The organism is Aquimarina celericrescens (assembly GCF_042682765.1).
In the GTDB taxonomy this organism is placed as follows: domain Bacteria; phylum Bacteroidota; class Bacteroidia; order Flavobacteriales; family Flavobacteriaceae; genus Aquimarina; species Aquimarina celericrescens.
Genome location: NZ_JBHUHY010000003.1, coordinates 16,160 through 29,369 on the forward strand (window position 1 = coordinate 16,160; position 13,210 = coordinate 29,369).

The 13,210-nt window shown below is 34.7% G+C and carries 14 protein-coding genes; 6 read left to right on the top strand and 8 right to left on the bottom strand.

The genetic code is table 11. The features are described 5' to 3' along the window. Positions 1 to 38 precede the first annotated feature (38 nt). Positions 39 to 461 carry a lipocalin-like domain-containing protein gene (locus ACFSJT_RS03915; protein ID WP_378318913.1) on the top strand — a complete coding sequence of 141 codons (423 nt, stop codon included), beginning with the start codon at positions 39 to 41 and terminating at the stop codon, positions 459 to 461. A gap of 68 nt (positions 462 to 529) precedes the next feature. Here ACFSJT_RS03915 and ACFSJT_RS03920 read toward each other — a convergent pair whose 3' ends face one another. The 4 genes from ACFSJT_RS03920 to ACFSJT_RS03935 form a co-directional block, all read right to left on the bottom strand. Continuing rightward, complete coding sequence (locus tag ACFSJT_RS03920) at positions 530 to 1,873, bottom strand: deoxyguanosinetriphosphate triphosphohydrolase (protein WP_378319534.1); 1,344 nt, start codon at positions 1,871 to 1,873, stop codon at positions 530 to 532. Positions 1,874 to 1,952: 79 nt separating this feature from the next. After that, positions 1,953 to 4,424, bottom strand: a complete 2,472-nt coding sequence (locus ACFSJT_RS03925) for a ribonucleoside-diphosphate reductase subunit alpha (protein WP_378318914.1) — start codon at positions 4,422 to 4,424, stop codon at positions 1,953 to 1,955. Positions 4,425 to 4,767: 343 nt separating this feature from the next. After that, a complete protein-coding gene (locus ACFSJT_RS03930; protein WP_378318915.1) occupies positions 4,768 to 5,745 on the bottom strand; it encodes a ribonucleotide-diphosphate reductase subunit beta in 978 nt (325 codons plus the stop codon). Between the two features lie 384 nt (positions 5,746 to 6,129). Beyond that, complete coding sequence (locus tag ACFSJT_RS03935; protein WP_378318916.1) at positions 6,130 to 6,699, bottom strand: DUF3109 family protein; 570 nt, start codon at positions 6,697 to 6,699, stop codon at positions 6,130 to 6,132. A gap of 111 nt (positions 6,700 to 6,810) precedes the next feature. Here ACFSJT_RS03935 and ACFSJT_RS03940 point away from each other — a divergent pair, with 111 nt between their 5' ends. Next, positions 6,811 to 7,383 carry a MarC family protein gene (locus tag ACFSJT_RS03940; RefSeq protein WP_378318917.1) on the top strand — a complete coding sequence of 191 codons (573 nt, stop codon included), beginning with the start codon at positions 6,811 to 6,813 and terminating at the stop codon, positions 7,381 to 7,383. Positions 7,384 to 7,433: 50 nt separating this feature from the next. Then, a complete protein-coding gene (locus ACFSJT_RS03945; RefSeq protein WP_378318918.1) occupies positions 7,434 to 7,634 on the top strand; it encodes a hypothetical protein in 201 nt (66 codons plus the stop codon). A 13-nt stretch (positions 7,635 to 7,647) separates the two neighbouring features. Here the strand turns inward: ACFSJT_RS03945 and ACFSJT_RS03950 are convergent, their stop codons facing one another. From ACFSJT_RS03950 to ACFSJT_RS03965, 4 genes are all read right to left on the bottom strand, one after another. Then, positions 7,648 to 7,953 carry a hypothetical protein gene (locus ACFSJT_RS03950; RefSeq protein WP_378318919.1) on the bottom strand — a complete coding sequence of 102 codons (306 nt, stop codon included), beginning with the start codon at positions 7,951 to 7,953 and terminating at the stop codon, positions 7,648 to 7,650. Between the two features lie 4 nt (positions 7,954 to 7,957). Beyond that, a complete protein-coding gene (locus ACFSJT_RS03955) occupies positions 7,958 to 9,553 on the bottom strand; it encodes a S41 family peptidase (RefSeq protein WP_378318920.1) in 1,596 nt (531 codons plus the stop codon). Further along, entirely contained in the window at positions 9,553 to 9,984 is a 432-nt protein-coding gene (locus ACFSJT_RS03960; RefSeq protein WP_378318921.1) for a deoxycytidylate deaminase, read from the bottom strand. The genes ACFSJT_RS03955 and ACFSJT_RS03960 overlap by 1 nt, the downstream gene beginning before the upstream one ends. Positions 9,985 to 10,070: 86 nt before the next feature. Then, on the bottom strand, positions 10,071 to 10,655 hold the full coding sequence (locus ACFSJT_RS03965) for a HupE/UreJ family protein (RefSeq protein ID WP_378318922.1): 585 nt from the start codon (positions 10,653 to 10,655) through the stop codon (positions 10,071 to 10,073). A 226-nt stretch (positions 10,656 to 10,881) separates the two neighbouring features. Between ACFSJT_RS03965 and ACFSJT_RS03970 the strand changes: the two genes are divergently transcribed. From ACFSJT_RS03970 to ACFSJT_RS03975, 3 genes are read left to right on the top strand one after another with little or no spacing between them, the layout of a single operon-like run. Further along, positions 10,882 to 11,289 carry a prepilin-type N-terminal cleavage/methylation domain-containing protein gene (locus ACFSJT_RS03970; RefSeq protein WP_378318923.1) on the top strand — a complete coding sequence of 136 codons (408 nt, stop codon included), beginning with the start codon at positions 10,882 to 10,884 and terminating at the stop codon, positions 11,287 to 11,289. Position 11,290: 1 nt separating this feature from the next. Continuing rightward, complete coding sequence (locus ACFSJT_RS20485) at positions 11,291 to 11,773, top strand: prepilin peptidase (RefSeq protein ID WP_465252806.1); 483 nt, start codon at positions 11,291 to 11,293, stop codon at positions 11,771 to 11,773. After that, positions 11,773 to 13,185 (top strand): GspE/PulE family protein, encoded by a 1,413-nt coding sequence (locus ACFSJT_RS03975; RefSeq protein WP_378318924.1) that lies wholly within the window; start codon positions 11,773 to 11,775, stop codon positions 13,183 to 13,185. The genes ACFSJT_RS20485 and ACFSJT_RS03975 overlap by 1 nt, the downstream gene beginning before the upstream one ends. Positions 13,186 to 13,210: the final 25 nt, after the last annotated feature.

Sequence of the window (13,210 nt, forward strand, 5' to 3'; positions counted from 1 at the left end):
TAATCGATTATTAAAAAATCAGTCAAAAATTATCTAACATGAAAAAACTAGGCTTGTTAATTTTACTTTTTACTTCTATTCTTACCTCTTGTGGTAGCGATGATGACACACCAAACGGAAACGAACAAAACAACTCAGAACTCATTGGCAAATGGGTACAAATTTCACTTTCTCAAAACGGAGAAACAATTACTTTGACCGAATGTGAAAAAAGATCCACTATCGAATTTGATGTTCAATCGTATACAGAAATAAGCATAGCACCCGTTAACACAGACTGCCAAGTTGATTTTGAAGATAATGGAACTTGGCAAGTAAACGGAGATCAGCTAACTCTCACTTATATTGAAGAAGGGGAAGAGGTCGTTGAAACTTCAAGTTTTAAAGTTGTTGAAGATACGCTAACTTTAAATTATGCTGAAGAAGGTTTTACAGAAGAGCGCAGTTTTAAAAAATCGTAGTATTTAAAGATTATGTATCCATTATTCAACAGGGCCGATAATTCTATAGAAAAATAGGCGATGGTTTTTTACAACTGCAACCCTCTTATTTTTTGGAACTTCATCAATGCATTACCATCAGTTAAGCTGGCAACATAATTACCAATGCTTATAAGTCGAGTATATAAATCTTCGCTTTTAGAGTCAAAATTCTCTCCTTCTGCCCTTAAAATTAGTTTATCATAATTAGAACTTCGATTTTGATTGAAATTATCGGTTGCAACACAATAACGATCTAACAAAGTTGAAAGAATTTCATAACCGGCAATTTCTTTCTCAGTCACCTCATGGCTTTGGTATATTTTGGATACGCTTATTTTTATAATATCGTTGATTTGAGCCCCATATTTACTTTTATCAATTAGAGCACTATCAAATTCTCCAGACAGTATCTTTTCTTCGTTTTCTACAAAAATGCTGGCAGCCTCTTTTATCAACGTATTGATAGCCAAAGCTCTTAAATAACTCAATCGATCTGCTGTAGTAGTTAATTGGTTATACTTTGAGGTGTTAATGGTATCTTTTACCAGCTTAATTAAATATTCTAACGCGTATTCTTCCTCTATTAATCCAAGGTTAATCCCATCTTCAAAATCAATAATAGTATAGCAGATATCATCTGCTGCTTCTACCAAAAACGTTAACGGGTGACGGCTGTAGGTAACTTCATTATCTATTGTATGTCTAAGTAACCCAACTTCTTCAGCAACCTCTCTGAAAAATCCTTTATCGTTCTGAAAATATCCATATTTTTTATGAGCTATGTGTTTTGTTGGTTTCTTAGGAAGTGACTCTTTTGGGTATTTCATAAAAGCTCCCAAAGTTGCAAACGAAAGTCGTAGTCCTCCTTCGATGCCTTGTCTTGATTCAGTAAGGATTTTAAAACCGTTAGCATTTCCTTCAAAATCAATAAGATCCTGATATTGTTTTGGTGTTAGTTGATCTTTATAGCGAGTACCGCTTCCTGTTTTGAAATATTCTCCTATTGCCTTTTCCCCTGAATGTCCAAAAGGAGGATTGCCAATATCATGTGCTAAGGCAGCGGCAGCGACAATAGCGCCGAAATCATTAAATTGATATCCGTGAATTGTTGAAAGATGCGGATGTTTTTCTAAAATTTTCTTACCTACTACTCTACCCAAAGAACGACCCACCACTGACACCTCGAGACTATGCGTTAATCGCGTATGTACAAAGCTCGTTTTGGATAATGGAACTACTTGTGTCTTGTCCTGCAAACTTCTAAAGGCTGAGGAGAAGATAATTCGATCATAATCTACTTCAAAACCTAATCTGGTTTCATCTTGTTCTTTGCGTAACCTTTTATTTGTATCTCCTTGTCGTTTTAGAGACAGGAGTTGTTCCCAATTCATCATATTTTAATAAAATCGAAATATACAAAAAGGGAAGCATCCTAAGAAAACTTCCCTTTTACCCTATATAAATCCAGGTCTAAGACCCACACATTAAACAATCGTCTCCTTCGGCTTCTTTTGACTGTGCTATAATAGCACGAAGCTCTTCTGGGGTTAGCGCAGTTCCTTCTGGGGAAACCGGAGCTTGTTTTGGTTCTGCTACTTTGGCAGCAGCAGCTTGTGCCTCCATTACTTGTGCTGCAGCTACTGCTACTTTTTCTGCTTGTGGCACTTCTTTCTTTTCACTTTTAAGTGTAAACTTAATCGCGTCTACTGCAGATTTTGTTCTTAAGTAATACATTCCTGTTTTTAATCCGCTTTTCCAGGCATAGAAATGCATCGATGTTAATTTTGCCATGGTAGCTCCTTCCATAAACAAATTAAGTGATTGTGACTGATCGATAAAATATCCTCTGTGACGAGACATATCGATAATATCTTTCATACTCATTTCCCAAACAGTTTTATATAATTCTTTAAGGTCCTGAGGGATGATATCGATGTTCTGGACTGATCCATTGGCACGCATGATTGCATCTTTAAGCTCATCATTCCATAATCCTAGTTTCACCAAGTCTTCTAACAGATGTTTATTTACTACAATAAACTCTCCTGATAATACGCGTCTGGTATAGATATTACTTGTGTAAGGCTCAAATGCTTCATTATTTCCTAAAATCTGAGAGGTAGATGCTGTAGGCATTGGTGCTACTAATAATGAGTTACGTACTCCATTTTTAAGCACTTGCTTACGCAGCTTTGCCCAATCCCAACGACCACTTAATTCTTCATCTTTGATCCCCCACAAGTTGTATTGAAACTCTCCTTTTGATATAGGAGAACCTTCATAACTTTGGTATGGCCCATCTGCCTTAGCTTCTTCCATAGAAGCTGTTACTGCTGCGAAATAGAGGGTTTCAAAAATTTCTTGATTTAATTTCTTCGCCTCATCACTTGTAAAGGGTAAACGCAACTGGATGAATGCATCTGCTAACCCTTGCACGCCTAATCCGATAGGACGATGGCGCATATTTGAATTTTCCGCTTCTTTTACTGGATAGTAGTTACGATCGATAACCCTATTTAGGTTTTTGGTAACACGCTTTGTGATTTTATATAGTTCTTTATGATCAAATTCTCCATTCTTTACAAACATAGGTAGTGCGATGGAAGCCAGGTTACATACCGCTACTTCATCTGGACTGGTATATTCTAAAATCTCTGTACATAAGTTAGATGAACGAATCGTACCCAAATTCTGCTGATTTGATTTTCGGTTTGCCGCATCTTTATACAACATATATGGTGTTCCAGTCTCGATCTGGGATTCTAAGATTTTTTCCCAAAGCTCACGAGCTTTTATAGTTCTACGTCCTTTTCCTTCGGCTTCATAACGCGTATATGTTTCTTCAAATTCATCACTATGCATATCGAATAGGCCAGGACACTCATTAGGACACATCAAAGTCCACTCGGCATCATCCTGTACACGTTTCATAAATAAATCGGGCACCCACATTGCATAAAACAAATCACGAGCACGCATCTCTTCTTTACCATGGTTCTTCTTAAGGTCCAGGAAGTCGAAAATATCGGCGTGCCAAGGCTCTACATAGATTGCAAAAGATCCTTTACGCTTTCCTCCTCCTTGATCTACGTATCGAGCGGTGTCATTGTACACTCTAAGCATTGGCACAATACCATTAGAAGTACCATTAGTTCCTGCGATGTATGATCCAGTAGCACGAACATTGTGAATAGATAATCCTATCCCGCCGGCAGATTGAGAAATTTTGGCGGTTTGTTTCAACGTATCATAAATACCATCAATACTATCATCCTGCATGGTTAACAAGAAACAAGAAGACATTTGTGGTTTTGGTGTCCCCGAATTAAATAAAGTAGGTGTAGCGTGTGTAAAGTATTTTTTAGACATCAACTCATAAGTCTCTATAGCAGCATCCAGATCATCTAGATGAATCCCAATAGAAACGCGCATTAACATATGCTGTGGTCGTTCTGCTATTTTACCGTTAATTTTAAGTAAATACGAACGCTCTAATGTTTTAAAACCAAAATAATCATATCCAAAATCACGGTTATAGATAATCGTAGAATCCAATTTTTCTTTATTGGCAACAATCACATCATATACCTCATCAGAAATCAAAGGTGCTTTTTTACCTGTTCTTGGGTTTACATATTCATAAAGATCTGTAATTACTTCAGAAAATGTCTTTTTTGTGTTTTTGTGTAGGTTAGAAACAGAGATACGAGCTGCAAGCTTTGCATAATCAGGGTGTGTTATAGTCATTGTGGCAGCGATTTCTGCAGCCAAATTATCTAATTCACTTGTTGTTACCCCATCATACAATCCCTCTATCACCCTCATCGCCACCTTTACCGGGTCAACTAGCGGATTAAGTCCATAACATAATTTTCTTACCCTTGCGGTAATCTTATCGAACATAATTGGTTCTTTACGCCCATCTCTTTTTACTACATACATACGTCGTTTTGGTTTTTAAATTTTCTTCTCGCGAAGAAGTTGATGTTAATTCCGTGTCACTAATTTTTTATATTCTAAAAGTCAGCTAATTATATTCAATTGCTTTTGAAATCGAGTACTCAAAAGAAACCTCTCTATCCTAAAACAAGAGTGACCCTACATCGAATACAATACTGTGACTTTTTCCCGTCCTTATTTATGTAACGCCTTTTGCAAAGCTGTATCAAACTGAGCTAACCTATGAATTAAACAGAAGAAATGTTTTTGACTAGCTCAGAATGAATATATTATAAAATTTTGCGCAATAATTTGAGATTCCAGCCCTCGCCAGAATGACAATTGATTAAAAATCGGCATCAAAACTTATCTTACTTTCCTCTGTATCTTTATTAAGCACTCCCGCTTTTTGATATTCTGAAACTCGCTTCTCAAAGAAATTAGTTTTTCCCTGTAGTGAGATCATATCCATAAAATCAAATGGATTTGCAGTGCTATATTCTTTCTCGCAACCTAGTTCAACCAATAATCTGTCGGTAACAAACTCAAGGTATTGTGTCATTAATTTTGAATTCATCCCGATCAAACTTACCGGAAGAGATTCTGTAATAAATTCTCTTTCAATATTCAATGCATCTACCAAAATTTCACGAATCCTTTCTTTTGGCACTTTATTTACCAGGTGGTTGTTATGAAGGTGTACTGCAAAATCACAATGCACCCCTTCATCTCTAGAAATTAATTCGTTAGAAAATGTAAGCCCAGGCATCAATCCACGTTTCTTTAACCAGAAAATAGAACAAAATGCTCCAGAAAAGAAAATTCCTTCAACTGCTGCAAAAGCGATCAAACGCTCTGCGAAAGAATCAGAATCGATCCATTTTAGTGCCCAATCTGCTTTTTTCTTAATTGCTGGAAAGTTTTCAATTGCATTAAATAATAAATCTTTTTCTTTCTCATCTTTTACATACGTATCAATAAGTAGTGAATAGGTTTCAGAATGGATGTTTTCCATCATGATCTGGAAACCATAGAAAAATTTAGCCTCACTATATTGTACTTCATTCACAAAGTTTTCAGCAAGATTTTCATTTACAATTCCATCAGAGGCTGCAAAAAATGCTAAAATGTGTTTAATAAAATATCTCTCGTCGTCTGTAAGTTTGGTAGACCAGTCTGTAATATCCTGATGTAAATCGATTTCCTCGGCGGTCCAAAAACTTGCCTCTGATTTTTTATACCACTCCCAAATATCATGATGTTGAATAGGAAAAATCACAAATCGATCTTTATTATCTTGCAAAATAGGTTCTACTGCACTCATCTTCATTTTTTTTAGCTGTTTTTTAAGAATTTTTCTTTTCAAAGGGTCTTACAAAGATCACGAAATAGGTCAAAAGTTCTACTAAAAGTTAGCAAACGTTTTCAACAAAGTTTTCAACACGAAGAAATTTCACCCAGCATTTTAAGTAAAATAAGATTTATATTCAACTATTTGATTATCAATAAGTTAAATAAAAAAACAAAAGATATCAACAACGATGTTAGCAACCTCCTTAAATCCTTATTTGACACTTCTTCACAGGCTTTTTTGACTAAAAATTCTGATGGATACAAATGAGTAAATTACGGCTAAACCGTAACGATAAAAAACTTCAATTTTAACAAAAAAAGAATCAAAAAAGAGGTTTTTAATTATGGAAAGAAACTATTTTTTTAACTTTTCGGCTACTTTTTCAAGTTCGATGTACCAATTTTCACCAAACTTTCTAATGAGCGCCTCTTTTACGAATTTATACACAGGAACTTGAAGTTCTTTTCCTAGGATACACGCATCATCACATATTTCCCATTTATGATAATTTACTGCAGAAAATTCTGAATACTCTTGAACACGTACGGGGTATAAATGGCACGAAATGGGTTTTTTCCAATCGATTTCTCCCTGATTATATGCTTCTTCTATTGCACACATTGCTGTACCCTTTTCATCAAAAATTACATAGGCACAATCCCCTCCGTTAATAAGGGGAGTTTCTAATTCCCCATTTTGAGTTTTAATATATGTGCCTTGCTTCTCTATTGCTTCTACACCTTCTTTGCGCAGATATGACTTCACTACAGGGTACACTTCTTCAAGTTTTTGAACCTCAGACTCTTCAAGAGGTGCTCCAGCTTCGCCATCGATACAGCAAGCTCCTTTACAGGCAGAGAGGTTACACACAAAATCCTTCTCGATAATTTCTTCAGAAATTATAGTTTTTCCTAATTGAAACATGAGGCAAATATAATTCTTACACTAGAATTTTTTATAATTTATTCAGCATTTTATAATACCTTTATTTGATAAAGTCTCTTACATTTGCACAAAGTTTGAAACGACCAATCTATGAACGTTAACCTTAAAGAAATACTGACTGCAAGTATGATTTTGTTTGCAGTTATAGACATTGTAGGAAGTATCCCTATTATTATTGATCTAAGAAAAAAAGTAGGACACATTCAAAGTGAAAAAGCATCAATAGTCGCTGCTATACTAATGGTTCTTTTCTTATTTGTAGGTAAAGAAATATTAAGTTTAATTGGTATAGATGTCAATTCTTTTGCTGTTGCCGGATCATTTATCATCTTTTTTTTGGCTATCGAAATGATCTTAGGTATTCAATTATATAAAGATGACGCTCCTGAAACTGCAGCCGTAGTACCTCTTGCTTTTCCTTTAATCGCAGGTGCAGGCACCATGACTTCTATATTGTCCTTAAGAGCAGAATATCACACCATCAATATTGTTATTGCAATCCTTATCAATATCATATTTGTATACATCGTATTAAAATCTTCAGGTAAGATTGAAAAAGTTTTAGGAAAGCAAGGAATTAATGTTGTTAGGAAGATTTTTGGCGTAATTCTACTAGCTATTGCTGTAAAATTATTTGCAACCAATATTAAAGGCTTATTTTAGCCATTAGAATCAATGAACTGGTTTAGAACAGTTCAATAAATAAAATTGTTTTGAAGTATTTTATCTATGTATTAATTGTAATTGCTGCCGCTTTAGTGGTTTATAATGCAACACATCTAGATGTCGACAATCTTCTTGTCGATGATAGTAAAACCGCTCTTATTGGTATTTTTGCCTCTGCCAGTGTAATTATACTCCTGTTCATTCTATTGATTTCAAGGAAAATTCAACAAAAAAAGAAAGGAAAATAACCTTTTGGTTTTCTTAAAAAAGAAAGAAACAAGCAATAATTACCGGAGGGATAGAAATCACCATTAAGATCATAAAAAAATTGTGTAATTTTCTGAATAGAAGTGCTGTTTTTAAAGATTTTTTAAGCATTCTATCTTCCGAAGTAACAATATGCTCTCTTATCACATCGGCAGAAACATAAGATGTATCTACAAGAATATCATGCTTTAAAAAAATAGCAGCACTATTATCTAGCAACCTAAAGGCAACTGCTATGATAAAGAAAAAAAGTGGTGAACAAATCGCAATAGCTACCAAATATTCTTGAAGTTCTGACATAAGTTTAGGGGTATAATGAGTCTTTTTTAGAAAGCGATATTACCTTGTTAATCATGGCGTCATCTGTATTGATGATTCTTTCGAATTCATCGGTACCAAACAACTGTTGCGCCATAGTTGCTTTTAGATATTTTTTAAGTTGCTCTTGATAATTATTGAGGTGAATTTCCATGCCTAATCTTCTGGCATAAGATAGGAAACCTTCTGCAAAATCATCATCCACTTCAATTTTTTCATTAAATTCTTCTTCAGAAAGATCATTATAGAAACTTCTTTTTTTATCCAATTCTTCAAAAACATAACGCCCCATCCGGCCAGAACGTAACAAATAATTCAGGGTCTCTCCTACTCTGGTAGTATCTTTACCTACAAAAATATCGGGTATGATTCCTCCACCACCATATACTGTTTTACCTCCTGGGGTTTTAAACTTCAAAGAATCTGCTACCTGGATACTATCTGCATTCTGTAATTCGCCATTTTTGTATCGCTCTAAGTATTCATTGAAATACTCTTTATTCCCATTGGTATATGGTTTCTGAATTGAGCGTCCTGTAGGTGTATAATATCTAGAAATGGTCAATCGTATTGCACTGCCATCACCCAAAGCCATTTCTCTTTGCACAAGCCCTTTACCATAAGAACGTCTGCCCACAATGATGCCTCTATCGTTATCCTGAATTGCACCTGCAAAAATTTCACTTGCTGAGGCAGAATTTTCATTAATCAACACATAAAGCTTACCTTCTTCAAAGCTGCCTCTGCGGGTTGCAAAGTTATTTTCTATCGCGCCTTTTTTGTTCTTTGTAAACATGATTAACACATCGTCTTTCAGGAATTCGTCTGCCATTTTTAAAGCAGGGGCGATAAACCCGCCTCCGTTATCCCGCAAATCGATGACTATACTTTGTGCTCCTTCACTTTTTAGAGAATCTAAGGCTCTTTTAAACTCTTTGTACGTGGTTTCTGCGAAACGGTTAATTTTAATGTATCCCAAATTTTCATCCAGCATGTAAGCTGCGTCTAGACTTTGCAAGGGTACTCTTCCTCTTTTAACCACCACATCAAATACGCCCCTACCTTTACGAAATACTTTAAGTTGGACCTGGCTATTTAACTCTCCTTTTAATTTATCGGCCAGCCTGTCACTTAACAAGCTTTCTCCATAAAGTGTATCATTATCGGCCATGAGAATTCTATCTCCAGCTTTGATCCCAGATTTTTCACTTGGCCCACCTTTAATTGTATTGATGACCGATATAGTATCTCTATAAGGATAGTAAGTCACTCCTATACCTATAAAGTCACCTTGCATGCTTTCTGTAATTCCTTCTAATTCTTCGGGAGGGATATATACAGAATGCGGGTCTAAATTCTCTAAAATTCTATTTACAGTGACATCTACAATACTATCTGTATTAATTTCATCCACATACTCATAATCAATATAATCAATAAGACGGTTTAGTTTTTCTTTCTTTGCATTTGAAGAGAATAACTTTGCTGAAGGGTTGCTAAAATTCAGTTTGCTTCCTAAAAACACTCCAGCTCCCACTGCCAGTCCTAAAAACAACGGTAAATATTTTTTTGAATATCCCATTAATCTTCTAAATCCGTAATCTGTTCTATTTCAACCCCAGCTTTGGCAAGAAATGTCAAGCCAGAGTTATCTTTATAACCCATTTGATACACAATCCGTTTAATCCCGGCTTGATGAATCAATTTACTACACTCTTTACATGGTGATAACGTAATATATAGCGTCGCGCCTCTACATGATTGAGTAGACGATGCAACCTTAGAGATCGCATTAGCCTCGGCATGTAAAACGTACCACTTTGTATATCCTTCTTCATCTTCACATGGGTTTTCAAAACCTGTTGGAGTACCATTAAACCCATCTGAGATGATCATTCTATCCTTTACAATAACCGCACCAACTTTTTTTCTCTCACAATGTGATAATTTACCCCATTCTCTTGCTATTCGCAAATAGGCTTTATCGTATTTGAGTTGCTTTTTTTTAGACATAGGGTAGAATGACTTGTATATTCATAACAATCAAAGTACGAATATATTATTACCATGTGGCAAATACAACACAAAGAGGTACTTAATTACCAAATTTTATTGGCGATAAGCATCGGGATTACCATTCCTATAACGATCGAAGAAACAATAAGAATCCAATCTCGCTTTGAAAATCTAAAAAATGTCTGAACGACAAAACTGATGAATACCACAATAACCACTACAATAATTTGAGCGAGCTCTATACCTAAGGCAAACTCGATCAATGGGAAAATCTTAGAACTCACATTACTGCTTATTGCTTTAAAATAGCTAGAAAAACCTAATCCATGTATCAATCCAAAGAAAATGGTTGTCCCATACAAAACACCAATTTTACCACTTTTTGAACCACTTTTTGCCGTTAACAAGTTGAAAATTGCAGTAATCAAAATTGTTAATGGAATTAAAAACTCTATGAGTCTGGAGTTGACAGATATTATATTGTAGGTGGCTAGAAATAACGAAATTGTGTGTCCTAAAGTAAAAAGAGTAATTAATACCAGTATTCGTTTCCAGTTATCAAAAGTATATCCTACAGTAAGTACTATTAAAAAAAGGATATGGTCATAGGCACTCCAATCTAATACGTGACTAAAGCCAAGCTTTACATAAAGCCAAAATTCTGACATATTTTAGTGTTTTTGAGGTTGGGACTAATGTACAATTAAATCGCACAACAAAGAAATCGATAAAAAATTCTTATCAAAAGTTTAATAAAAAATCAGAAACTTTCATTATTCTAATACTTTACAATTAAATTTGTAAGTTTTCTTTTTTATTTTAATACCGGTTTCATTTTTTGAAACTGTTATTATTTAATATTGCATTGTCAAAAGAATTAAAAAACGAACACTTATGAATACTAAGGTTTACAAGCTCAACGCTTTTAATCTTCAGGAAATGTTACTGGTATTAGCCATTATTGGAATTCTTCTCTTAATTGCATTACCCAATTTTTTGCCTCTTATAGCCCAGACCAAAGCACAGGAAGCAAAAATACAACTGAAGACTATCAGCAATATGCAAACCCAATATCGATATTTAAATTCTAAATATTCTCCTGATTTTACAGAAATCAACTATGAAGCTCCCGTAACAGTTAAGAATGGTGGAACCGCTAATTATTCTTATGAAATTACTGAAGCCTCTATTTCTAATTTTAAAGCAAGAGCGACTGCCGTAGTGGATTTTGATGGTGACGGAGTTTTTAATGTTTGGGAGATTGATCAAAACGGAAGTCCAAAACAACTTGTAAAAGATTAATATGTTGATTTTGAAAGGCCTTATTATTTTTAATTTGGTATATATTACATATCAAGATCTTAAAAGCAGAGAGGTCTATTGGTTTTTATTACCATCTCTAATGGTATTACTTGGGTATGTGCATTATTACAATGTTGTTAGAATACACTTTATAACATCATCCCTTATGAATATTGGAGTAATTGTTACCGTACTAGGATTACTATACTTATATAACGTTCTACTAATTAAAAAACATTTTTTTAGAGAAGTTTTTGGCATAGCAGATGCCCTTTATTTTTTAGCCCTTGGCTTTGCGTTCCCCACGGCTACTTTTGTTGTAATTTTCGTTTTCTCGTTAATTTTCTCATTACTTACATGGCTGATTTTGAAACACAAGAGTGAATACAATTCTATTCCCCTTGCTGGTTATATGTCGGCTTTTCTGCTATTCATTTTAATCGGAAACTGGTGTACCAACACCGTTAACTTATATTTGATATAATGAGTATAGATAATTTTGAAATACCAGTCCGCCTGAAGCAATTAATTACTTCTAACCAAGCATTTCATTATAGGATAGTCCCTTTTAATGAAGAGGGAAACCAAATACTTTTTAAAACAGACTCCAAAAATATAGATAGTTTAAAAAAGGAATTATCCATAATATTGAATCAAAATATCGTTTTAGTTCCTGATAGTTCTGAAAATGTGCAATCGTATCTTACTCTTAATTATCGAAAGGCAGTCACAACTCATGAAAAGCTGCATTATGAGGATAACTTTCTACAAAAACTGATCTCTGCTGCTAAAGATTTTGACAGTAGTGATATTCATATGGAACCGTATGAAAAACATTGTCGGGTTAGGTTTAGATTAGATGGTAAACTAAAAGAGATGTATACTATAACACTTAAAGAGTTTCCTCAACTTATTAATCAAATTAAAATACAATCCGGACTAGATATCTCTCAAAAAAGATTGGCACAGGATGGACGTATTACATTTAAAAATCGAGCAGAAGAGTTTGATATCAGAGTCTCTACGATGCCTACATTGTATGGCGAAAAAATTGTTCTTAGACTTTTAAACAGAGATACACAACAGGTACAACTTGACGACTTAGGATTTACCCAAAAAGAGCTTGAACTCTATCGAGAGGCTATCAAAAAACCGCAAGGGATCATTCTCATATCTGGTCCAACAGGTTCTGGTAAAACCACCACGCTATATGCAACCCTAAAAGAATTGAATAAAGAGGTTTCCAACATATTAACCATTGAGGATCCTATAGAATATACCTTAGAGGGTGTAAATCAGGTTCAGTTACGTGAAGACATTGATTTTGATTTTCCGGCAGCACTACGGGCATTTTTACGTCAGGATCCGGATGTAATCATGGTTGGTGAGATTCGAGATGAAAAAACCGCCAATATGGCTATCAAAGCGGCTTTAACAGGACATTTAGTATTGTCAACTATTCATACCAATTCTGCCTGGGCGACGATCTCAAGACTTATCGACATGAATGTCCCTTCTTTTTTATTAGCAAGTACATTAACGATGAGTATTGCACAACGATTAGTTCGAAAATTATGTTCGCATTGCAAAAAAGAAAAGACTTCAGAAACTAGAGATTTTCCATTAGGATTTGATATTCCCGAAACCATCAAAAAACATTATGTAGCAGTAGGGTGTAATCATTGTTATCAAACTGGATATCTTGGACGAAAAGCAATTTATGAGATATTACCAATCACAAAAGAATTAGAAACAACCATACGGCACAACGAATTAGAGATTGATGACTATATCTCAACTCAGCATATTAAAACTTTAAAAAACAATGCCATACGCTTGGTGATCGAAGGGCATACCTCTGTTGAAGAAGTATATCCATTGTTAGCAAACAATTAAGGTTCATGACCCCCAAGGAAATTAG

Coding starts and splice junctions, on each gene's coding strand:
- ACFSJT_RS03915 (WP_378318913.1), top strand. CDS start 39: ATGAAAAAACTAGGCTTGTTAATTTTACTTTTTACTTCTATTCTTACC.
- ACFSJT_RS03920 (WP_378319534.1), bottom strand. CDS start 1,873: ATGAATTGGGAACAACTCCTGTCTCTAAAACGACAAGGAGATACAAAT.
- ACFSJT_RS03925 (WP_378318914.1), bottom strand. CDS start 4,424: ATGTATGTAGTAAAAAGAGATGGGCGTAAAGAACCAATTATGTTCGAT.
- ACFSJT_RS03930 (WP_378318915.1), bottom strand. CDS start 5,745: ATGAGTGCAGTAGAACCTATTTTGCAAGATAATAAAGATCGATTTGTG.
- ACFSJT_RS03935 (WP_378318916.1), bottom strand. CDS start 6,699: ATGTTTCAATTAGGAAAAACTATAATTTCTGAAGAAATTATCGAGAAG.
- ACFSJT_RS03940 (WP_378318917.1), top strand. CDS start 6,811: ATGAACGTTAACCTTAAAGAAATACTGACTGCAAGTATGATTTTGTTT.
- ACFSJT_RS03950 (WP_378318919.1), bottom strand. CDS start 7,953: ATGTCAGAACTTCAAGAATATTTGGTAGCTATTGCGATTTGTTCACCA.
- ACFSJT_RS03955 (WP_378318920.1), bottom strand. CDS start 9,553: ATGGGATATTCAAAAAAATATTTACCGTTGTTTTTAGGACTGGCAGTG.
- ACFSJT_RS03960 (WP_378318921.1), bottom strand. CDS start 9,984: ATGTCTAAAAAAAAGCAACTCAAATACGATAAAGCCTATTTGCGAATA.
- ACFSJT_RS03965 (WP_378318922.1), bottom strand. CDS start 10,655: ATGTCAGAATTTTGGCTTTATGTAAAGCTTGGCTTTAGTCACGTATTA.
- ACFSJT_RS03970 (WP_378318923.1), top strand. CDS start 10,882: ATGAATACTAAGGTTTACAAGCTCAACGCTTTTAATCTTCAGGAAATG.
- ACFSJT_RS20485 (WP_465252806.1), top strand. CDS start 11,291: ATGTTGATTTTGAAAGGCCTTATTATTTTTAATTTGGTATATATTACA.
- ACFSJT_RS03975 (WP_378318924.1), top strand. CDS start 11,773: ATGAGTATAGATAATTTTGAAATACCAGTCCGCCTGAAGCAATTAATT.